At 60.4% G+C, this 19,599-nt stretch carries 21 protein-coding genes and 1 tRNA gene; 10 read left to right on the top strand and 12 right to left on the bottom strand.

What is annotated here, in order from left to right:
• Positions 1–41 precede the first annotated feature (41 nt).
• The gene (arsJ, locus tag AWT76_RS16180; protein ID WP_072247338.1) at positions 42–1,292 is read left to right on the top strand and encodes an organoarsenical effux MFS transporter ArsJ; all 1,251 of its coding nucleotides are present in this window, start codon (positions 42–44) and stop codon (positions 1,290–1,292) included.
• Here the strand turns inward: arsJ and AWT76_RS16175 are convergent.
• The 7 genes from AWT76_RS16175 to AWT76_RS16145 all read right to left on the bottom strand — a co-directional run bounded on the left by AWT76_RS16175 (position 1,199) and on the right by AWT76_RS16145 (position 6,886).
• Complete coding sequence (locus AWT76_RS16175; RefSeq protein ID WP_072247336.1) at positions 1,199–2,581, bottom strand: ABC1 kinase family protein; 1,383 nt, start codon at positions 2,579–2,581, stop codon at positions 1,199–1,201. The genes arsJ and AWT76_RS16175 overlap by 94 nt on opposite strands.
• 181 nt (positions 2,582–2,762) lie before the next feature.
• Positions 2,763–2,839 (bottom strand) — tRNA-Asp (locus AWT76_RS16170).
• Positions 2,840–2,909: 70 nt separating this feature from the next.
• Positions 2,910–3,638 carry a CDP-diacylglycerol--serine O-phosphatidyltransferase gene (gene pssA, locus AWT76_RS16165; protein WP_072247334.1) on the bottom strand — a complete coding sequence of 243 codons (729 nt, stop codon included), beginning with the start codon at positions 3,636–3,638 and terminating at the stop codon, positions 2,910–2,912.
• Positions 3,638–4,336, bottom strand: a complete 699-nt coding sequence (locus AWT76_RS16160; protein WP_072247332.1) for a phosphatidylserine decarboxylase — start codon at positions 4,334–4,336, stop codon at positions 3,638–3,640. The genes pssA and AWT76_RS16160 overlap by 1 nt, the downstream gene beginning before the upstream one ends.
• A gap of 12 nt (positions 4,337–4,348) precedes the next feature.
• Positions 4,349–5,473, bottom strand: a complete 1,125-nt coding sequence (gene tgt, locus AWT76_RS16155) for a tRNA guanosine(34) transglycosylase Tgt (protein ID WP_141655984.1) — start codon at positions 5,471–5,473, stop codon at positions 4,349–4,351.
• A gap of 121 nt (positions 5,474–5,594) precedes the next feature.
• Positions 5,595–6,197, bottom strand: coding sequence for a Smr/MutS family protein (locus AWT76_RS16150; protein WP_072247328.1), 603 nt, complete (start codon positions 6,195–6,197; stop codon positions 5,595–5,597).
• 20 nt (positions 6,198–6,217) lie between these two features.
• Complete coding sequence (locus tag AWT76_RS16145) at positions 6,218–6,886, bottom strand: Tim44/TimA family putative adaptor protein (RefSeq protein ID WP_072247326.1); 669 nt, start codon at positions 6,884–6,886, stop codon at positions 6,218–6,220.
• Between the two features lie 107 nt (positions 6,887–6,993).
• Between AWT76_RS16145 and AWT76_RS16140 the strand changes: the two genes are divergently transcribed.
• Positions 6,994–7,449: an FxsA family protein gene (locus AWT76_RS16140; RefSeq protein ID WP_072247325.1), complete on the top strand. Its 456-nt coding sequence runs from the start codon at positions 6,994–6,996 to the stop codon at positions 7,447–7,449.
• A 65-nt stretch (positions 7,450–7,514) separates the two neighbouring features.
• A complete protein-coding gene (gene secB, locus AWT76_RS16135; protein WP_072247323.1) occupies positions 7,515–8,033 on the top strand; it encodes a protein-export chaperone SecB in 519 nt (172 codons plus the stop codon).
• Between the two features lie 40 nt (positions 8,034–8,073).
• Here secB and dnaQ read toward each other — a convergent pair whose 3' ends face one another.
• The 4 genes from dnaQ to AWT76_RS16115 are packed head-to-tail and all read right to left on the bottom strand — an operon-like array spanning position 8,074 to position 10,769.
• Entirely contained in the window at positions 8,074–8,799 is a 726-nt protein-coding gene (dnaQ, locus tag AWT76_RS16130; RefSeq protein ID WP_072247322.1) for a DNA polymerase III subunit epsilon, read from the bottom strand.
• Positions 8,792–9,367 (bottom strand): dephospho-CoA kinase, encoded by a 576-nt coding sequence (gene coaE, locus AWT76_RS16125; protein WP_072247320.1) that lies wholly within the window; start codon positions 9,365–9,367, stop codon positions 8,792–8,794. The genes dnaQ and coaE overlap by 8 nt, the downstream gene beginning before the upstream one ends.
• Complete coding sequence (locus AWT76_RS16120; RefSeq protein WP_072247318.1) at positions 9,364–10,182, bottom strand: shikimate dehydrogenase; 819 nt, start codon at positions 10,180–10,182, stop codon at positions 9,364–9,366. The genes coaE and AWT76_RS16120 overlap by 4 nt, the downstream gene beginning before the upstream one ends.
• The gene (locus AWT76_RS16115) at positions 10,179–10,769 is read right to left on the bottom strand and encodes a Maf family protein (protein ID WP_072247316.1); all 591 of its coding nucleotides are present in this window, start codon (positions 10,767–10,769) and stop codon (positions 10,179–10,181) included. The genes AWT76_RS16120 and AWT76_RS16115 overlap by 4 nt, the downstream gene beginning before the upstream one ends.
• A 374-nt stretch (positions 10,770–11,143) precedes the next feature.
• On the opposite strand from AWT76_RS16115, the gene hemJ reads away from it, so the two are divergent.
• From hemJ to AWT76_RS16080, 7 genes are all read left to right on the top strand, one after another.
• Entirely contained in the window at positions 11,144–11,581 is a 438-nt protein-coding gene (gene hemJ / locus AWT76_RS16110) for a protoporphyrinogen oxidase HemJ (protein WP_072247314.1), read from the top strand.
• A 127-nt stretch (positions 11,582–11,708) separates the two neighbouring features.
• Positions 11,709–12,998, top strand: coding sequence for a transcription termination factor Rho (gene rho / locus AWT76_RS16105; RefSeq protein ID WP_072247312.1), 1,290 nt, complete (start codon positions 11,709–11,711; stop codon positions 12,996–12,998).
• Between the two features lie 4 nt (positions 12,999–13,002).
• Positions 13,003–14,286, top strand: a complete 1,284-nt coding sequence (mnmE, locus tag AWT76_RS16100) for a tRNA uridine-5-carboxymethylaminomethyl(34) synthesis GTPase MnmE (protein ID WP_072247311.1) — start codon at positions 13,003–13,005, stop codon at positions 14,284–14,286.
• Between the two features lie 2 nt (positions 14,287–14,288).
• Positions 14,289–16,160, top strand: a complete 1,872-nt coding sequence (gene mnmG, locus AWT76_RS16095) for a tRNA uridine-5-carboxymethylaminomethyl(34) synthesis enzyme MnmG (protein ID WP_176699418.1) — start codon at positions 14,289–14,291, stop codon at positions 16,158–16,160.
• On the top strand, positions 16,157–16,771 hold the full coding sequence (gene rsmG, locus AWT76_RS16090) for a 16S rRNA (guanine(527)-N(7))-methyltransferase RsmG (protein ID WP_072247309.1): 615 nt from the start codon (positions 16,157–16,159) through the stop codon (positions 16,769–16,771). Before mnmG ends, rsmG begins: the two co-directional genes overlap by 4 nt.
• Positions 16,755–17,579 (top strand): ParA family protein, encoded by an 825-nt coding sequence (locus AWT76_RS16085; protein WP_072247307.1) that lies wholly within the window; start codon positions 16,755–16,757, stop codon positions 17,577–17,579. Before rsmG ends, AWT76_RS16085 begins: the two co-directional genes overlap by 17 nt.
• Positions 17,579–18,451 (top strand): ParB/RepB/Spo0J family partition protein, encoded by an 873-nt coding sequence (locus tag AWT76_RS16080; protein WP_072247305.1) that lies wholly within the window; start codon positions 17,579–17,581, stop codon positions 18,449–18,451. The genes AWT76_RS16085 and AWT76_RS16080 overlap by 1 nt, the downstream gene beginning before the upstream one ends.
• On the opposite strand, the gene hemW is transcribed toward AWT76_RS16080, so the two are convergent.
• Entirely contained in the window at positions 18,444–19,598 is a 1,155-nt protein-coding gene (hemW, locus tag AWT76_RS16075; protein WP_072247788.1) for a radical SAM family heme chaperone HemW, read from the bottom strand. The two genes, AWT76_RS16080 and hemW, sit on opposite strands and share 8 nt — an antisense overlap.
• Between the last annotated feature and the right edge of the window lies 1 nt (position 19,599).

Below are 19,599 nucleotides of genomic sequence, written 5' to 3'. Positions count from 1 at the left end.
CGCGGGGCAAGCCCCCCTCCCCATCGGCCAAAAGGTGCCCCATGACTGCCAAAGCCAACCCGCTCCGCGCCTATGCCGCCGTCACGGCGGCCTATTGGGCCTTCATGCTCTCGGACGGCGCGTTGCGCATGCTGGTGCTGTTGCATTTCAACACCCTTGGCTTCACGCCGGTGCAGCTGGCTTGGCTGTTCCTGCTATACGAGGTGGCGGGCATCGTGACGAACTTGGCCGCCGGGTGGCTGGCCGCGCGCTTCGGGCTGGCGGCAACGCTTTACGCAGGGCTAAGTTTGCAGATCGTGGCGTTGGCGGCGCTGGCGCAGCTAGACCCGAACTGGACAATCACGCTATCGGTCATTTTTGTTATGCTGGTGCAAGGCGCATCGGGCGTGGCGAAAGACCTGTCCAAGATGTCCTCAAAATCGGCGGTCAAGCTGCTGGCCCCGTCTGAAAACAACGGCCTGTTCCGCTGGGTTGCGGCGCTGACCGGGTCGAAGAACGCGGTAAAGGGGCTGGGGTTCCTGCTGGGTGCCGCACTTTTGGCAACGGCGGGGTTCGAAACCGCAATCTGGTCCATGGCGGCGGTTCTGGCGGTCATCCTTGTGGCCATCGTCCTGTTCCTGCCTGCTGGCCTGCCGGGGCGGATGAAGGCCTCTGACAGTTGGTCGGGCTGGCGGTCGAAAGACGAGCGCGTGAACAAGCTGTCACTGGCGCGCATGTTCCTGTTCGGCGCGCGCGATGTGTGGTTCGTCGTGGGCATCCCGATTTATTTTCAGGCCGTTCTGTCGGACGGCACCGCCGAAGGACGGCGCGAAGCGTTCTTTCTGGTTGGCGGGTTCATGGCGCTGTGGATTATCGCTTATGGCGCAGTGCAAGCCTTCGCGCCAAAGTTTCTAGGCGGCCCGAACCAATCCGAACAGGCAATCACCGCCAAGGCCATTTTCTGGGCCGGGCTTTTGGTGCCAATCCCCTTCGCGCTGGCGCTGGCGGTCTGGTTGGCGGGCAGCCCGGCACCTTGGCTATCTGCGACGCTCGTTGCCGGGTTGCTGCTGTTCGGGTTCGTCTTTGCGATAAATTCGGCGGTGCATTCCTACCTGATCCTAGCCTTCGGCGCGGCAGAGCGGATCACCCGCGACGTGGGGTTCTACTACATGGCCAATGCCAGCGGGCGGCTGGTGGGAACCGCGCTGTCAGGGGTCAGCTACCAATTGGGTGGGCTATCGCTTTGCCTTGCGACCGCCGGGGTCATGGCGCTGGCCAGCTGGCGTGCCGCAAGGCGGCTGTCCGAAGAATAGGCCGCAACCAAAGGGCGCAACGCCACCCGCGCGCGCAGACGCTGGCCCAGCAAATACATGCCCGCGATCTTGCGGTGCAGAAACAACATCTCTGCGGGCGGGACGTGCCAGAAATCGCGCGCCTGGCCGAGGGCTTGCCCCTCGCGCAGGATGTCTTCGATCAGCGTGGCATTGCCGAAATCATAGGGTTCATCCTGCCGCAATGGCCCGCTGGCGCGCATGGCCAGATCGACAATCAGGTCGCGGCGGGCAGGCGGCACATCGCCCCGGAAATAGCCGATTCGCTGCATCAAGGCTGACATGGCGTCACGGTCTTGCGCCAGCAGGGCGCGCAGCAGGGCGCGGTAATTCTGCGCATCCACTGATGCAATGTCGCGGGTCGCGCCGAAATCCAAAAGCACAATCCGCCCATCCGGCGCCAGCCGGTAATTGGCAAAATTCGGGTCAGTCTGCATCTGGCCCAATTCGAACAATTCGTGCAGCGTTAGCCAGACAAGCTGCGCCATGGCGCGATCGCGGGTGGTTTGGGGGTGATCGGCCAGCGCATCAATGGGCTGACTGTCGATGAACTCCATCGCCAGAACCTGCGGGGTGGTCAGATCGTCCCAGACCTGCGGCACGATGAAATCTTCGCCCAGCGCGGCCCGAAAACGGGTCAGCGCCCGCGCCTCGCGCATATAGTCGGCCTCGTCATGCAATTGCGCGCGCGCGGCAGCCAGAAAGGGCGCGATATCGACATCGCGGGGCAAGACACCGGGCAGACGCATAAGGCGGCCCAAAGTGGCAATATCGCTGTCTATGCTGCGCGCGATGCCGGGAAACTGCACCTTGATCGCCAAATCGCGCCCGTCGCGTGTAACCGCGCGGTGCACCTGCCCGATAGAGGCCGCCGCCAAAGGCCGCACCTCGAACCGCTGGAAGCGGGCCAGCCAGTCCGGCCCCCAAGCCCGCGCCAGAACCTGTTTAAGCTGCGCAGGCGGCATGGGCGGCGCATTGGCCTGAAGCTGCGCCAAGGGCGCGCTGAATTCGGGCGGCAGCGCCAGACCGCTATCCATGGACAGCATTTGCCCCAGCTTCATCGCCGCGCCGCGCAGGGCCGACAAACCACCGGCCACCCGCAGCGCATTGGCCGGCGTCAGCGCCGCGCGCCCCAGATCGGCCCCCTGCCCGCGCAAGACCTGATTTGCCAAGCCCATGACCGTTGCCCCGGCGAAGCCCGACGCAACCTGGCCCACCCGAAGTGAGCGGGCAAAGGCAGATTCAGGAACGGGGCGCGCGCGGTCAGTCATGGGGAGTGAGATGGCGCATACCGCCCGAATGTCGAGCAAGACGTTTTCAAATTGTGCTGCGCAAGAGATGCTTTAGGGGGCTTTGCCCCCGTCGCGCTGCCGCGCGACTCCCCCAGGATATTTATGCAAGGATGAACCCAAGAAAAAACCCCCGGCCAAACTGGCGAGGGGTTTTGAAAAGTGGCGCGGTTGACGGGGCTCGAACCCGCGACCCCCGGCGTGACAGGCCGGTACTCTAACCAACTGAGCTACAACCGCGCGATAGGGGGCAATTACGCAATGGCGCGCGCGGCGTCAAGCGCAAAGCCACGGGTTTTTTGCAGCAATGTCACGATTTCTGGCCAAAGGCGCGCCGAAAGCTAAGGCCGCCCAGAACGGCAAGATAAATCAGGTCCGCCACCACCAGCGTGACCCATGTGCGCAAAAACAGCAGCCCTACGAAAGCGCTCGCGCCAACCAGCACCCAAATGGCATGGCGGCGCGCAATGCGGATGGCCTTGAGCGAGGGTGTGGGCAGACGAGAGATCATCAGCAGGCCCACCGCACCCAGATAAAGCGCAACAAGCACGGGAAAGCGGGACGGCTCCAGCCAGCCCGCCAAGCCCAGATAGACCGGCAGCAGGCCAAGCATTGCGCCCGCCGGGGCCGGAACCCCGATGAAATGGCGGATCATGCCGCCATCTGGTGCGCTGCGCGACAGGTTGAACCGTGCCAGCCGCAAACAGGCGCAAACCGCAAAGGTCAGCACAAAGACCCAGCCAAAGCCCGCCGCCTGACCATTCAAGGCATAACCATAGACCAGAATACCCGGCGCCACGCCGAAGCTGACGAAATCGGCAAAGCTGTCCAACTCGGCCCCGAAACTGCTGGCCGCATTCAGCTTGCGGGCCAAAAGCCCATCCAACCCGTCCAGAATGGCGGCAACGATGATAAGCGCTGCCGCAAGTTCATAGCGTTCGGAAAACGTGTAGCGAATCGCGCTCAGCCCCGCGCACATGCCCAGAATCGTGACCACGTTGGGCACAAGCTGGACCAGCGAAAGGCTGTCGCGCCGCATTAGCGCACACCCGCCATGCGGCGCGGTTCTGTGCTGGTCAGGTCAGCAATCACGGTTTCCGCCGAGATCATGGTCTGCCCCAGCGCGACCAAGGGCTCCACCCCGTCCGGCAGGTACACATCCACACGAGAGCCGAAGCGAATCATCCCGAAACGCTCGCCCGTCTGCATCTGCTGGCCTTCCTGCACTTCGCACAATATGCGCCGCGCCACGAGACCGGCGATCTGCACCACGGCAATCTTGCGCCCATCGGCCAGTTCCACCGCCAGACCGTTGCGTTCATTATCGACCGACGCTTTGTCCAGCGACGCATTCAGGAACTTGCCGGGGCGGTAGGCGATCTTGGTGATGCGCCCGGCAATCGGCACGCGGTTTACATGGCAGTTGAACACATTCATGAAGACCGACACGCGGGTCATTGGCTTGTCGCCCATCTCCAGCTCTGCGGGCGGCACGGCGGGTTCAATCAGCGAAATCACGCCATCGGCGGGGCTGACCAGCAGGCCCTCGCGCAGGGGCGTCTGGCGGTCCGGGTCGCGGAAAAAGTAATAACACCACACCGTCAGACCCAACCCGATCCAGCCCAAAGGCTCCCAGAACAGGAACAGCGCCACCGTGACGACACCGAAAACAGCAAGGAACTTGTGGCCCTCGCGGTGAATGGGTTTAACAACGGTCGAAAGCATGTCGGCAGCCATATCGGGCCTTTCCTATATCGGGTCTATATCGCCCTGCGCACGCAAAGCGTGGAAGTCAGCAACAAACGCCTCCAGCCGGGTTTCGGCAATGGCCGCGCGCAACCCGGCCATCAGGCGTTGGTAATAGCGCAGGTTATGCCATGTCAGCAGCATTCCCGCGATCATTTCATCCAGCCGCACAACATGGTGCAGGTAGGCGCGGCTGTATTTGGTGCAGGCGGGGCAATCACAGCCCTCTTCCAACGGCCGCCCGTCATCCCGGTGGCGCGCGTTGCGCAGGTTGACCGATCCGCGTGCGGTCCAGGCTTGCCCGGTGCGGCCCGACCGCGTGGGCAAAACGCAATCGAACATGTCCACGCCACGCTGCACCGCGCCGACAATATCATCGGGCTTGCCCACGCCCATCAGATAGCGCGGCTTGTCGTCGTGCAACTGGCCGGGGGCGTAATCCAGCACATCAAACATCAGCTCTTGCCCCTCGCCCACGGCCAGACCGCCAATCGCGTAGCCGTCAAAGCCAATGCCGCGCAGCGCCTCGGCACTCTCTGCGCGCAAGTCGGGGTAAACTGACCCCTGCTGAATCCCGAACAGCGCATAGCCGGGACGGTCACCAAAAGCCTCGCGCGAGCGCTTTGCCCAGCGCATCGACAATTCCATTGATTGCCGCGCGACAAGCTCATCGGCCGGAAAGGGGGTGCACTCATCAAAGGCCATGACAATGTCGGACCCTAACAGGCGCTGGATCTCCATCGACCGCTCTGGCGTCAGCATGTGGCGCGACCCGTCAACATGGCTGGAAAACTGCACGCCCTCTTCCGTCAGCTTGCGCAGGTTGGCCAAGCTCATTACCTGAAAGCCACCGGAATCCGTCAGGATGGGCCGATCCCAGTTCATAAACCGGTGCAGCCCGCCCAAGGCAGCGATGCGTTCGGCACTGGGGCGCAACATCAGGTGATAGGTGTTGCCCAGCAAAATATCGGCACCCGTCTGGCGCACCTGTTCGGGCATCATGCCTTTTACGGTTGCAGCAGTGCCCACGGGCATGAACGCAGGCGTGCGGATTTCGCCGCGCGGCGTGTCGATCCGACCTTGCCGCGCGCGACCGTCCCGCGCCTCTATCTGGAATGCAAATTTCATGGGCCAACGCTTTGCCGCAAAACCCATGCTTTGCCAAGCGAAAGCGCATCGGCTTCATCCTTGCGCGAATATCTTGGCCCTGCATGGCGCAGCCACGCGGCAGCGAAGCCCCCGGCACGGCCTAACGCATACGCCGCAGGTAAACGTAATAGGCGCCGCCACCGCCATGGCGCGCATGCGCTTCGCGTATTTCCAAAACGCAACCGGCCAAGGGCGCCATGCGCAGCCATTGCGGCACGTCATGTTTCAGCGCGCCCCGTCTGCGCGGGATCGGGCCATCATCATCGGCCTGCCGACCTTTGCCGGTAATCACCAGAACCAGCCGCAACCCATTCGCCTGCGCGCGCAGGATGAACCCGTTAAGCGCAGCATGGGCTTGCGCCAGCGTCATGCCGTGCAGATCAATTCGGGCCTCGGGCTGCAATTTGCCGCGCGTCATGCGCTGAAAGCGGCGCTTGTCCATAGCGACAGGCGCGTCGGCCAGCGCATCGGACAATGGGCGTGTCAGGTCATGGCCGGGGGCGGCACCGCTGCCTGTAGGGCGCAACACGCGCCGCGGTCCAGCCGTGTCAGGCACAGCTTTCGGTGGCGGTGCATCCGGCGGCGCTGGTTTTGGGTCGAACAGATGGGCAAAATCGGTTCGCAGAGGTCGCGCAGTCTGGGCAACCCGCGACCACAGTTCTTTATCTTCGGGGCTGAGCGCAGGACGCTTCTTGCGCGACATGCGCCCCTCCTTCCATCGGGTCAGTCGCCGGTGGCGACCAGTTTCCAGTTCGGACTATCCGATGTCATGTCACGCGCAAAGGTCCAGACATCTTTCTGCGTCTTGACCGTGTTCGGGTCGCCGTCGACAATCTCTCCGCTGTCCGTTTTGCGCACAACCTGCGTCAACTCTCCGACAAAGCGCAGGGTGATTTCGCCTTCCTTGCTGTCCTCGTCAAAGGTCGCTTCCAAAATCTCGATCTCGCGCAGCCCGATGAAAGAGGCATCCACCACCAGCCCTTCGCGCTCGCGCATCTGCACGACCTCGTCGAAGCTGTTGAACACATCGCGCGACAAGAAGGGCAGGATCGATTCCATATCGGCGGATTCGAATGCCATCAGGATCATTTCATACGCGCCGCGCGCGCCTTGCATGAAATCGCCAACCCCGAAATTCGGGTCAACGGCCTTCATGCGTGCCAACGCTTTTGCGCTGTCAGACCCTTCCTTCACATAATCAGTGATGTCCGTATCCGGTCCGCCCTCAATCACCTCGAAGGCCGGCTTGCGCCCTGTCGGGCTTGCGGGGGCATCGCGCTTGACAGGTGTTTTTTCGAACCCGTCGCGGGTGCCCAAAACGGCACGCAACCGCAAAATCAGAAACACGGCGATGCCTGCAAGGACAAGTAATTGAATCACGGCGGGGTCCATTGTTACCTCTGCCAAGGGTTGGTATGGCTATGTCCGTCCCTATGTAAGGTGCCGATACGGGCAAGTCCACCTTAAGCGGCCCGATCCTTTGGGAAAGAGGAAAAGACATGCCGATCCTGCTGGCCTTTCTGGCGATTCCGCTGCTTGAAATCGTGTTATTCGTGCAGTTGGGCGGCGCTCTGGGCGTTCTGGGCACGCTGCTTGAAATTTTCGCGAGCGGTGCCTTGGGCGTGTTCCTGATGCGGTTGGAACCCTATCGCAACGCCGCCGACATACGGTCCGCACTTGCACAAGACCGCAGCCCCGCAAGCCCCATGGCGCATTCTGCCTTGCGCATGATCGGGGCGCTTTTGCTGGTAATCCCGGGGTTTTTCACCGATGCGCTGGGCCTTTTGCTGCTGATCCCGGCGGTGCGGGTGCTTGCCCTGCGCCGCGTGGTCATCCAGACCCGCCCGGCCCCACGGGATGACATTATCGACGGTGATTATACGGCAGAACCCGATGAAGCCCCAAATCCCGACCGCTTGCCGCCACGGCGCGGCCCGACCCAATACCGGGATTGAGGCGCAGGAAGCCTGCTGCTACATAGCTTCGCAACCAACATATCCTTCAGTTAGAGAGCATAGACATGACCGAGACCGAAACAGCCAACCAAGGCAACGGCGCCGCAGAACAGGCCCCCAAGGTGAACATGCGCATTCTGGCGCAATACATGCGCGACCTGTCCTTCGAAAACGTGGCTGCGCAGAAAAAGCTGCAAGGTGCCAATGTGCAGCCCGATATTCAGGTTCAGGTTAGCCTAGATGCGCAAAAGCGCGACGCAGAAAACCAGTATGACGTCGCCACCAAGTTCAAGATTACATCCAAGAACAAGACCGACAACCAGACCCTGTTCCTTGTAGAACTGGATTATGTCGGTGTGTTCCTTGTCGAAGGCGTGCCGCAAGAACAATTGCACCCGTTCTTGCTGATCGAATGCCCGCGCATGATCTTCCCCTTCGCGCGGCGCATTATTTCCGACGTAACCCGCGACGGCGGCTTCCCGCCGCTGAATTTGGACACGGTCGATTTTCTGGCGCTTTACCGTCAGGAATTGCAGCGCCAAGCCGCCGCACAAGCGGCAAACCCTGCGCCCGTGCCGAACTAATCAGGCCCGGCGGGCGCCCATGGCGCCCGCTGCCCCTATCCTAGCCGTAACGCTTCCAGACGGCGGCATCCCCCAGCTTGGCGACAAAAGCGGCGTGAGCGTCTGCCTCTGCGGCTGTCAGCCGGGGCGCAAGCGGGGTAGGGCGTTTGGGCAAAACAGCCCGCGTGACCGCGCCCTCGGCATTGGTGGGTTCCGATGTCAGCGCAAAATCGGGCTGCGCGCCGCCCAACAATTCCAGATACACCTCTGCAAGAATTTCGCTGTCCAGAAGCGCGCCGTGCAGCGTGCGCGATGAATTGTCTATCCCGAAGCGGCGGCACAGCGCATCCAGCGACGCGGGCGAGCCGGGGAATTTCTTGCGCGCAATTGCAAGCGTATCAACCGCGCGGTCCCATGGCAGCGTTGGCAAGCCCATGCGCCCCAATTCGAAATTCAGAAATTTCATGTCGAAGGCGGCGTTATGGATGACCAGTTTCGCATCGCCTATGAAATCAAGAAACTTCTGGCCGACCGCCGCGAATACCGGCTTGTCACGCAAGGTCACTTCACCGTCGCGCGCGGGGCGGGGGGTCGCCAACAGGTCGGGGCCAATGCCATGCACGCCAAACGCGCCATCAGGCATATCGCGTTCTGGGTTGATATAGACGTGAAAACTCTGCCCCGTGGGCCGCAGGTTCACGATTTCCAGCGCCCCGATTTCGACAATCCGGTCGCCCTGTTCCGGCTCAAACCCGGTGGTTTCGGTATCCAGAACGATTTCACGCATGTTCCGCCCCCAGCTTTGCCACCAGATCTTGCACAGCCGTGCGCGTTCTGTCCATATCCAGTGTTTCGATCACGAAATCGGCGCGGGCGCGCTTTTCGGCATCGGGCATCTGCCGCGACAGGATACGGTCGAATTGCGCAGCATCCATTCCGGGCCGCGCCAGCACGCGGGCGCGCTGCACATCGGGCGGGGCGGTCACGACCAGCACGCCATCCACATCGGCCCCGGTTTCATACAAAAGCGGAATGTCCAGAACCACCAAGGGCGCATCGGCCTGCGCGATGAACGCCGCCCTGTCGGCGGCAACCAACGGGTGCACCGCCGCTTCCAGTTGCGACAGCGCATCCGGGTCGCGGGCGATCCAGTCTTTCAGCGCCGCGCGGTCAATCTGGCCATCCTGCACCGCCGCAGGGCAAAGCGCGCCGACAGGGCCGACCGCCGCGCCCTGATACAGGCGGTGCACGGCGGCATCGGCATCCCAGACCGGCACACCAGCTTCGCGAAACATTTGCGCCGTGGTGGATTTGCCCATTCCGATGGACCCGGTCAGCCCCAGCCGATAGGTCATGCCAGCACCGCCGCGCGCAGGGCGTCCGTCACCTCTGGCCTTGTGCCGAACCAGCGCTCAAACCCCGGCACGGCCTGATGCAGCAGCATTCCCAGACCATCGACCACCGCGCAGCCTTGCGCGCGGGCTTGTGCCAAAAGTGGCGTTTTCAGCGGCGCATACACAATATCCGTGACCAAGGCCGACGCGGGCAGGGTGGTAAGATCAATCTCCAGATCCGGTTGTCCCCGCATCCCCAAAGATGTTGTGTTCACGAGGCAGGCCATCTGTGGCAACAACCGCTCCCGGTCTTGCCATGGCAGGGTATTGACCCCGAACTCTGCCGCTAAGGCGTCGGCCCGCGCAGTGGTGCGGTTGGTCAGGTAAATCTGCGGCACACCGGCATCTTGCAAGGCCACGATCACCGCGCGGGCCGCGCCGCCCGCACCCAGCACCAATGCCGGACCGCCCGAAGGCTGCCAGCCCGGCGCATTCTGGCGCAGATTGGCCATGAACCCGTAAGCATCTGTATTATCTGCCTGAATACGCCCATCCGCGCCAAAGGTCAGCGTATTCGCCGCGCCGATCCGTCGCGCCGTTTCGGTCACGTCATCGGCCAGCGCAAGCGCGGCTTCCTTATGCGGCACAGTCACATTCGCGCCCACGAACCCCATACGCGGCATGGCGCGCAACATATCGGCAAGATCATCCGCTTCGACATGCAGCGGCACATAGTGCCCGGCCAGGCCGTATTGGCGCAACCATGTCCCGTGCAAGATGGGCGAACGGCTATGCCCGACAGGGCATCCGATAACGCCAGCCAAAGGTATTTTCATCCGTCAATCTCTCCACGCAGGGCAAGATAGTTCAACAATTCCAGAAGCGGCAACCCAAGGATGGTAAAGTAATCTCCTGTCACTTGGGCAAACAGGCGCACACCTTCGGCTTCCAGCTTGTAGCCCCCGACCGATTCGGCGATATCGGGCCAGTTCCGGGCAACGTACTCATCTAGGTATGTATCGCTGAACTGCCGCATGGTCAGCCGCGCAACGCCCACATGCCGCCAGACAGGTTCGCCGTTTTCATACAGCACCGCCGCCGATAGCAGCTGATGGGTCTGGCCGCGCAATGCGCGCAACTGGTCATGGGCCTGATCGGCCGTCACGGGCTTTTCGAAAATCCGCCCCTTCAGCGACAAAACCTGATCGCACCCCAGAACCAAACCAGCGTGGCGGCCGGAAACCTTGCGCGCCTTGCCCTCTGCCAGCGCATCGGCAATGTCGCGCGGTTGCGCCGCTTCGGCCAGAAGCGCGTCACGGATCGCGCCTTCGTCTATCCGCGCGGGTTGCACCTGAACCGCAACACCCGCGCGGCGCAACATCTCGGCCCGGATGGCAGAGGCAGACGCCAGAACAAGACCCATGTGGATATCCTTGTGCACAGAACCGGGCGAAGCCGGGTGTAAAATGGGCATGACCCCCGCAACTGGCAAGGTGCTGGCATGTTCCCACAAATCTTGCAAGTTCAGGGCACAGGTTATCCACCTGTTGGCGGCACAAACCGGCGGTTGTGGATAAAATGCACCCGCGCTGCCCAGATACGGCGTGTTCTTTTTTTGATCTTTTGTTTTTCTCTTATTTACATATAGTTAACAAGGGTGAAACAAGATCGCAGACTGCGCCCGGCTGTGGATATCACTGTGGGCAAACCTGTAATCCCCATATCCACAGGCTCTATCTACATCATCATTTCCTTTATTCTTTTCTTTTTATATAGAAGGGTCGAAAGGGGCCAAACATGCTCGCCACGCTTTACCCATGGATCAAAGCCCTGCACATCATGGCTGTAATTAGCTGGATGGCAGGTCTGTTCTACTTGCCACGCTTGTTCGTCTACCATGTTGAACGCGGCGCCAGCGCAGAGATGAGCGCAACCTTCAAGGTCATGGAAGACAAGCTTCTGCGGGTTATCATGAACCCGGCCATGATCGTGGCTTGGGCGACAGGGCTGACTATGGCGGCCATGCCTTGGGTATTGGACACTGGTGCGATCTGGCCATACTCGAAATTCGCGGCATTGATCGCGATGACATGGTTTCACATGTGGTGCGCCAAGCGCCGTCGCATCTTTGAAGCTGACGGCAACACCCTGACGGGCCGCCAATACCGCATGATGAACGAAGTTCCGACGCTTATGATGGTGATTATCGTCATCTCTGTCGTGGTGAAGATCTAGACATGATTGACTTCATGCTGCCATTGCGGTAACGCCAAAGTGCTCTGCCGTCCGGCGGAATGCGCTTCCGGTGACACATCGTGACCTTTGACTGACCCGTAATGCCTGCGGGCGAACTGGATTTTTCATGCTCGACACTGACCTTGACCAAATCGAACGGCTGAACCTGTCCGATCTGAAGGCGAAAAGCCCCGCAGAACTGTTGGCCCTCGCCGAAGAGCTGGAGATCGAGAACGCGCCCTCCATGCGCAAGGGCGAGATGATGTTCTCTATCCTGAAGGAACGCGCAGAGGAGGGGTGGGAGGTTTCCGGCGAAGGTGTGCTGGAAGTGCTGCAAGATGGTTTCGGCTTTTTGCGCGCGCCCGAGGCGAACTATCTGCCCGGCCCCGATGACATCTATGTCTCTCCCGATATGATCCGGCAGTATTCGCTGCGCACGGGCGACACGATCGAAGGCGTCATTCAGGCTCCGTCAGAAAATGAACGATATTTTGCGATTACCAAGGTCACGCAGATCAATTTCGATGACCCGGCCAAGTCGCGCCATAAGGTGCATTTCGATAACCTGACGCCGCTTTACCCGGATGAACGTCTGTGGATGGAAACCGACGACCCCGCCACCAAGGACCGTTCTGCCCGGATTATCGACCTTGTGTCGCCCTTGGGTAAAGGCCAGCGCGCGCTGATCGTGGCCCCGCCGCGCACGGGTAAAACCGTGTTGTTGCAGAACATTGCCCACAGCATCGCCAAGAACCACCCTGAATGTTACCTGATCGTGCTGTTGATTGACGAACGCCCGGAAGAGGTGACGGATATGCAGCGCTCGGTGAAGGGGGAGGTGATCGCTTCGACCTTCGACGAACCCGCCACACGCCATGTGGCCGTGGCAGAGATGGTCATCGAAAAAGCCAAGCGCCTTGTAGAACACAAGCGCGATGTGGTGATCTTGCTCGACTCTATCACGCGCCTTGGGCGCGCCTTTAACACCGTTGTGCCGTCGTCGGGCAAAGTGCTGACCGGCGGTGTGGATGCGAACGCCCTGCAACGCCCCAAGCGGTTCTTTGGCGCGGCGCGCAATATCGAAGAAGGTGGGTCGCTGTCGATCATCGCAACCGCGCTTATCGATACCGGCTCTCGCATGGATGAAGTGATCTTCGAAGAATTCAAGGGCACCGGTAACTCTGAAATCGTGCTGGACCGCAAGGTCGCCGACAAGCGCGTGTTCCCGGCCATGGATATTCTGAAATCCGGCACCCGCAAAGAAGACTTGCTGATCGACAAGAACGATCTGCAAAAAACCTTTGTTCTGCGCCGCATTCTGAACCCGATGGGCACCACAGACGCCATCGAATTCCTGATTTCCAAGCTGAAACAGACGAAGACGAACAGCGATTTCTTCGATTCGATGAACGCCTAAGGCCATGGACACGATTTTCGCGCTGGCCTCGGCCCGTGGAAAATCGGGCATTGCTGTTATCCGCATATCCGGCCCGCGCGCGCATGATGTTGCGCGCGCCATGGCAGGCCCGCTGCCACCCCTGCGCGAAGCGGGGTTGCGCATGTTGCGCGACGGCGAAGGCGAACGGCTGGATTCGGCGCTTGTCCTGTGTTTCGCGCGCGGGGCCAGCTTTACAGGCGAAGATGTGGCTGAATTGATGGTCCATGGCAGCATGGCGACCGTTGCCGCGGTGGAACGCTGCCTAGCCACGGATTACGGTTTGCGGCTGGCTCAGCCCGGCGAATTCACCCGCCGCGCGCTGGACAATGGCATGATGGACCTGACCCAGGTCGAGGCGCTGAGCGATCTGCTAGAGGCAGAAACCGAAAGCCAACGCCGCCAGGCGCTGCGTGTGCTGGACGGTGCCATTGGGCGCGTTGTTGCTGGCTGGCGGGCGCATTTGGTCAAGGCGGCTGCGCTGGTCGAAACATCAATCGATTTTGTCGAGGAAGATGTCGGCAATTTTGATGCGCTGATCCTGTCTGAACTGCGCGCCGTTGTGGTGCAGCTGCAAGACGAACTGGCGGGCGGGCGCGCGCGTGAACGCGTGCAATCGGGGTTCGAAGTGGCCTTGGTTGGGCCAGTGAATGCCGGAAAATCTAGCCTTCTCAACGCTTTGGCTGGTCGGGACGCGGCGATCACTTCCGACATTGCCGGCACGACCCGCGATGTTCTGGAAGTGCGTATGGATGTCGGGGGCTTTGCCGTGACCTTTCTGGACACTGCCGGACTGCGTGAGACGACAGAGCAGGTCGAAGCCATCGGCATAGCGCGGGGCAGGGCACGCGCAGAGCAGGCGGATTTGCGGATTATCCTGCACCCTGCCGACGACCCTTCGGCCCCAACAACCCTGTCCGACCAAGATATTGTCGTCCGCAGCAAGGCGGACCTGACAGGCAGCACAGATGGAATTTCGGCGCATACCGGGCAAGGGTTGGATTGGCTGTTGGCGCAGATTACCGAACGGCTTTCCAACATGACGGCGCGCGACGGGGTTACTATTCGTCAACGCCACCATCAGGCCATGCAACAGGCGCTTGTCGCGCTGTCCGACGCGATTGATAAAATCACCCAACAGGATTATATCGCAGAACTGGTGGCGGCGGATATTCGTCTTGCGATTAATGCGCTTGATTCGCTGATTGGCGCGGTCGATGTTGAAGATGTTTTGGGTGATATCTTCAGCAGCTTTTGCATCGGCAAGTAGGAGTGTTTCACGTGAAACAATTTGACGTAATCGTTGTTGGCGGCGGTCATGCTGGTGTGGAAGCGGCATTGGCCGCAGCCCGCATGGGCGCAGCGACCGCTTTGGTTACGTTCCGCAAAGATGACCTTGGCGTGATGTCATGCAACCCGGCCTTTGGCGGTTTGGGTAAGGGCCATCTTGTGCGTGAAATTGACGCGCTTGATGGTGCTATGGGGCGCGCCGCCGATTATGCGGCGATCCAGTATCGCTTGTTGAACCGGTCCAAAGGTCCGGCCGTTCAAGGGCCGCGCGTGCAGGCCGACCGCGCCCGCTACCGCCACGCAATCAGCCGTATCGTGGCTGACCAGCCCAACCTGTCGGTAATCGAGGCTGAGGTGACCGCCTTGGACGTGAAATCCGGCAAGGTTGTCGGTGTTCAGCTTGGCTCTGACAGTGCCTTGAGTGCGAAAGCCGTGGTGCTGACAACCGGCACGTTTCTGGGCGGCAAGGTCTTTATCGGCGATCATAGCTTTGCTGCGGGCCGTATGGGCAATGCGGCATCGACCGTTTTGGCCAAGCAATTGCGCGGGCTTGATTTGCCGATGGGGCGCTTGAAGACCGGGACACCACCGCGTTTGCGGGGGTCCAGCATTGATTGGGACTGTTTGGAACAGCAACCGGGTGATGATGACCCGGCCTATATGTCTTTCCTGACACAGCAGACAATCGCGCCGCAGATTTCCTGCGCGATTACCCATACCAATGAAAACACGCACCAAATTGTGCGCGAGAACCTGTCGCGTTCTGCAATGTATGGTGGCCATATAGAAGGTGTCGGGCCACGGTATTGCCCTTCGATAGAGGACAAGATCACCCGATTTGCCGATAAGGAGTCGCATCAGATCTTCTTGGAACCCGAAGGGTTGGACGATGATACGGTTTATCCCAACGGCATTTCGACATCGCTTCCGGCAGAGGTGCAGGAAGCATATGTCCGCACCATTCGGGGGTTGGAGCACGTTGAAATCCTGCAACCGGGCTATGCGATTGAATATGACTATATCGACCCGCGCGCGCTGGATCTGACATTGCAATTGTCGGCCATGCCCGGATTGTTCTTGGCCGGTCAGATTAACGGAACGACAGGGTATGAAGAGGCGGGCGCCCAAGGGCTTGTTGCCGGACTGAATGCGGCAAGCTTGGCTTTGGAGCAAGACGCACTGAAGTTTAGCCGCGCAGATAGCTATATTGGTGTGATGATCGATGATCTGACAGCGCGCGGTGTGTCAGAGCCGTATCGCATGTTCACGTCGCGTGCCGAATACCGTCTGTCCTTGCGCGCAGATAATGCGGATCAACGGCTTACGCCGCTTGGCTTGGCGCATGGCTGTATTAGTGAGGAGCGGCGCGCTGCGTTTCAGGAAAAGAACGCACGCCTCGAATCTGCCAGAGAGGCCTTGCGTGCCCACAGCTATACCCCCGCGCAGTTGCGGCGCGCTGGCTACAAGATTAGCGAGGACGGCACCCGTCGCACCGCGCTTGACCTGTTGGGGCTGCCGGGCTTTGGCTTTGACGTGCTAGAGGTTCTGGAGCCGGAACTGTCAGCGATTGACGCCGAGACGCGCACCCAGCTTGGTCGAGAGATGATCTACGCTGCCTATTTGCAACGGCAGGAAAACCAGATTGCGTCCCTCCGCGCGGATGAGGCCCGGGCGATCCCCGATGGTATAGATTATCGCACAATCAATGGGTTGTCGCGGGAGCTGGCCGAGAAGTTGTCGCGCGCAAGGCCCAAAACAATGGCGCAGGCCGGCAGAATAGACGGAATGACGCCAGCAGCCTTGGTGCTTGTGTTGGCGCGTGTGCAGTCCCTTCCCAGCCGGGCTAGGGCATGAATCTGCATTCAGCCAGCAGCAATGTTTCACGTGAAACATTGGATAGGCTGCATGCCTATGCTGACCTTGTGCGCCGCTGGAACCCACGGATAAACCTTGTTGCAGCGTCAACCTTGAGTGATCTTTGGGAACGGCATGTTGTTGATTCCATGCAGGTTTTCGACCATGCGGACCGCACTGCAACCACATGGGCTGATCTTGGCTCTGGCGGTGGCTTGCCCGGTATTGTCTGTGCGATTCTTGCGTTAGAGTTGATGCCGGATTGCAGCTTTACGCTGGTTGAAAGCGACAAACGAAAAGCCGCCTTTTTGCTTGTGTGCAAACAGGAATTCGCCCTGAACCTGACCGTGCGCATAGAACGCGCGGAACGGCTTGCCCCGCTTTCTGCTCAGATTGTAAGCGCCCGCGCGCTGGCGCCGTTGCCGCAGCTTTTACCTCTTGTGGCCCGCCACATTGCCCCGGGCGGGTGCGCTTTGTTGCCAAAAGGCAAAAACCACGCGGCAGAGCTTGAAGCGGCGCGCGCAGAGTGGCATTTTCAAGTGACAAGTCATGTTAGCACGACCGATGCATCGGCGCGCATTTTAGCCTTGAAGGATATCCAACGTGTCTAGCCAGCCGAAAACGCGGGTCATTGCGATTGCGAATCAGAAAGGCGGGGTTGGCAAAACCACAACCGCAATCAACCTTGCCGCGGCCTTGGCGGAAGCGGGGCTGAAGACATTGCTGATCGACATTGACCCGCAGGGCAACGCGTCTACCGGGTTGGGGATAGAGGGCAGCACGCGGCGGCACACCACCTATGACCTGATCTTTGGCGATGTGCCAGCGGCAGAAATCATGCGGCAGATTGGGGAAAGCCCGCTTTGGGTGGTGCCTGCGACAACGGATTTGTCCTCTGCGGATATAGAGCTGATGTCGCGCGCGCGGCGCACTTACCTGCTGCAAGACGCGCTGCGCCAACCGGCGATCACCTCGGCAGATTTTGACTATATTCTGATCGACTGCCCACCTTCGCTGAATTTGCTGACCGTCAATGCCATGGTTGCGGCGCACTCCGTGCTAGTGCCTTTGCAGGCAGAGTTTTTTGCGCTGGAAGGGCTGTCGCAGCTTATGCTCAGCATCCGGGAATTGCGGGAAACCGCCAATGCCAATTTGCGGATAGAGGGTATCTTGCTGACCATGTATGACCGCCGTAACAACCTTGCGCAGCAGGTTGAAGCAGATGCGCGCGATAATTTGGGCGATCTGGTGCTGCAAACCATGATCCCGCGCAATGTGCGGGTGTCCGAAGCGCCCTCTTACGCCATTCCGGTGTTGCAATATGATCCGCAGTCAAAAGGCGCGGTCGCGTATAGAGAGCTTGCTGTCGAGTTGATGACAAAGCATGGCAAGCGCCAACAAGAAGGGGCGGCGTTGTAATGGATCGAAAAGCAGAAAAACGCGGTGGCTTGGGGCGCGGATTGTCGGCGCTTATGGCCGATGTTGCCTTGGAACAGCAGGCCAGCGCTGCCGCGGTTGGCCCAATCGTGACCTTGCCGGTCGAATCGCTTGTGCCAAACCCGGACCAGCCACGGCGGTATTTTGACGAAACGGCCTTGGCAGAACTGGCAGCCTCAATCCGCGAGAAGGGCGTGATCCAGCCTTTGGTGGTGCGGAAAAAGGGCGAATCCTACGAGATTGTCGCGGGTGAGCGGCGTTGGCGCGCGGCGCAGCGCGCGCAGGTGCATGAATTGCCGGTTGTTGTGCGCGAGTTTACAGACACGGAAGTGCTGGAAATTGCGATTATCGAAAACATACAGCGCGCTGATCTGAATGCTGTGGAAGAGGCGCAGGGCTACCGTGCGCTGATCGAACGCTTTGGGCACACGCAGGAAAAACTGGCAGAGGTGCTTGGCAAAAGCCGTTCCTACATTGCCAACCTTTTGCGTTTGTTGAACCTGCCGGAAGAGGTGCAAGCCCTTGTTCGTGATGGAAAATTGAGTGCAGGCCACGCGCGCGCGCTGGTTACGGCGGATGATGCCGGCGCTTTGGCGCGCAAGGTCGTGGCAGAGGGTTTGTCGGTCCGTCAGGTGGAAGCCCTGATGAAGCGCCCCGCCAGTGGTGACAAGGCAAAGCCGCGCCCGAAAGGTAAGGATAGCGACACGCAGGCGTTGGAAAATGACCTGTCTGCCGCTTTGGGCATGAAGGTTTCGATCGAATATGATGGCGGCGGCAAGGGTCGGGTGATGGTTGCTTACAAGAATATGGACCAGTTGGATAAGCTCTGTTCCATCCTTGGAACGCCTAGGTAAGCAATTCGCGCAACACGCCATTCAGCACCGCGCGCCCGTGTGGCGTGGCGGTCAGGCGGTTTTCATGGACCGTGACAAGCCCCTGTTCTGCCAGCGAATCGATTCGCGCTTGGGGCAGTGCTGCACCGTTCAGCCGGGTGAAGCGGTCCATATCTAGCCCTTCGTTTAGCCGCAGCCCCATCATAATGTGTTCAAGCGCTTGCTCTTCTGGGGGGATCGCCTCTCGCGCGGCCTCTCCGCAGGCTTGGCTATTCACTTGGTTCAGCCATGTATTCGGCATCAGCGGCGTCTGTGTGGCCCAGCGGGTGCCGTGCAGCGTTAGCCGCCCATGCGCGCCGGGGCCAATTCCGGCATAGTCGCCGTAGCGCCAATAGATCAGATTATGGCGCGACTGTGCGCCGGGCTTTGCGTGGTTCGAGACCTCATAGGCGAGCAGGCCGTGCCGGTCGCAAATGTCTTGCGTGGCCAGATACATATCGGCGGCAATATCATCATCCGGCAGGCCGTGCAGCCCGCCCTTGGCGGCCCGCGCGCCAAAGGCCGTTCCCGGCTCTATCGTCAGTTGGTAAAGCGACAGATGGTCGACGGCCATGGATAGGGCTTCAGTCAGCTCTTGCTCCCATGCCGCAAGGGTCTGGTATTGCCGCGCATAGATCAGATCGAAGCTGACACGCGCAAAGGCGTCGCGCGCAATGTCGAAGGCTTTGCGGCCCTCTGCGACCGAATGCATGCGGCCAAGACGCTTTAGGTCCGCATCATTAAGCGCTTGAATTCCCACAGAAACCCGGTTGACCCCGCCCTGCGCATAGGCGCGGAAGCGGCCCGCTTCCACCGATGTGGGGTTGGCTTCTAGCGTCACTTCCAGATCATTCGCGGCAGGCCAGCGGGCGCGGGCGCGGTCAATGATTGCGGCGACCAGTTCGGGGTTCATCAGCGATGGCGTGCCACCGCCGAAAAAGATGGTGTTCAGAACCCGCGGGCCGGTTTCCGCCGCAAGGCGGTCAATTTCTGACAGGTAGGCGCGCGCCCATGCAGATTGGTCCACATGGGCGCTGACATGGCTGTTGAAGTCGCAATAGGGGCATTTAGCCTGGCAGAAGGGCCAATGAACATACAGGCCGAAGCCGCCATTCTGCCAGTCATCCATC

It is taken from the genome of Roseibaca calidilacus, from assembly GCF_001517585.1.
In the GTDB taxonomy this organism is placed as follows: Bacteria; Pseudomonadota; Alphaproteobacteria; order Rhodobacterales; family Rhodobacteraceae; genus Roseinatronobacter; species Roseinatronobacter calidilacus.
Note: the sequence above shows the minus strand (reverse complement) of the source record. Positions and strands in the feature narration are given on the sequence as shown.

What these genes read in the sequence shown, in the direction of transcription:
- hemJ (WP_072247314.1), top strand. Translation starts at nt 11,144, where the DNA reads ATGCTCGCCACGCTTTACCCATGGATCAAAGCCCTGCACATCATGGCT.
- AWT76_RS16175 (WP_072247336.1), bottom strand. Translation starts at nt 2,581, where the DNA reads ATGACTGACCGCGCGCGCCCCGTTCCTGAATCTGCCTTTGCCCGCTCA.
- pssA (WP_072247334.1), bottom strand. Translation starts at nt 3,638, where the DNA reads ATGCGGCGCGACAGCCTTTCGCTGGTCCAGCTTGTGCCCAACGTGGTC.
- arsJ (WP_072247338.1), top strand. Translation starts at nt 42, where the DNA reads ATGACTGCCAAAGCCAACCCGCTCCGCGCCTATGCCGCCGTCACGGCG.
- tgt (WP_141655984.1), bottom strand. Translation starts at nt 5,473, where the DNA reads ATGAAATTTGCATTCCAGATAGAGGCGCGGGACGGTCGCGCGCGGCAA.
- dnaQ (WP_072247322.1), bottom strand. Translation starts at nt 8,799, where the DNA reads ATGCGTGAAATCGTTCTGGATACCGAAACCACCGGGTTTGAGCCGGAA.
- AWT76_RS16080 (WP_072247305.1), top strand. Translation starts at nt 17,579, where the DNA reads ATGGATCGAAAAGCAGAAAAACGCGGTGGCTTGGGGCGCGGATTGTCG.
- hemW (WP_072247788.1), bottom strand. Translation starts at nt 19,598, where the DNA reads ATGGATGACTGGCAGAATGGCGGCTTCGGCCTGTATGTTCATTGGCCC.
- AWT76_RS16150 (WP_072247328.1), bottom strand. Translation starts at nt 6,197, where the DNA reads ATGTCGCGCAAGAAGCGTCCTGCGCTCAGCCCCGAAGATAAAGAACTG.
- rho (WP_072247312.1), top strand. Translation starts at nt 11,709, where the DNA reads ATGCTCGACACTGACCTTGACCAAATCGAACGGCTGAACCTGTCCGAT.
- secB (WP_072247323.1), top strand. Translation starts at nt 7,515, where the DNA reads ATGACCGAGACCGAAACAGCCAACCAAGGCAACGGCGCCGCAGAACAG.
- AWT76_RS16145 (WP_072247326.1), bottom strand. Translation starts at nt 6,886, where the DNA reads ATGGACCCCGCCGTGATTCAATTACTTGTCCTTGCAGGCATCGCCGTG.
- mnmE (WP_072247311.1), top strand. Translation starts at nt 13,003, where the DNA reads ATGGACACGATTTTCGCGCTGGCCTCGGCCCGTGGAAAATCGGGCATT.
- AWT76_RS16120 (WP_072247318.1), bottom strand. Translation starts at nt 10,182, where the DNA reads ATGAAAATACCTTTGGCTGGCGTTATCGGATGCCCTGTCGGGCATAGC.
- AWT76_RS16115 (WP_072247316.1), bottom strand. Translation starts at nt 10,769, where the DNA reads ATGGGTCTTGTTCTGGCGTCTGCCTCTGCCATCCGGGCCGAGATGTTG.
- AWT76_RS16160 (WP_072247332.1), bottom strand. Translation starts at nt 4,336, where the DNA reads ATGGCTGCCGACATGCTTTCGACCGTTGTTAAACCCATTCACCGCGAG.
- coaE (WP_072247320.1), bottom strand. Translation starts at nt 9,367, where the DNA reads ATGACCTATCGGCTGGGGCTGACCGGGTCCATCGGAATGGGCAAATCC.
- AWT76_RS16140 (WP_072247325.1), top strand. Translation starts at nt 6,994, where the DNA reads ATGCCGATCCTGCTGGCCTTTCTGGCGATTCCGCTGCTTGAAATCGTG.
- rsmG (WP_072247309.1), top strand. Translation starts at nt 16,157, where the DNA reads ATGAATCTGCATTCAGCCAGCAGCAATGTTTCACGTGAAACATTGGAT.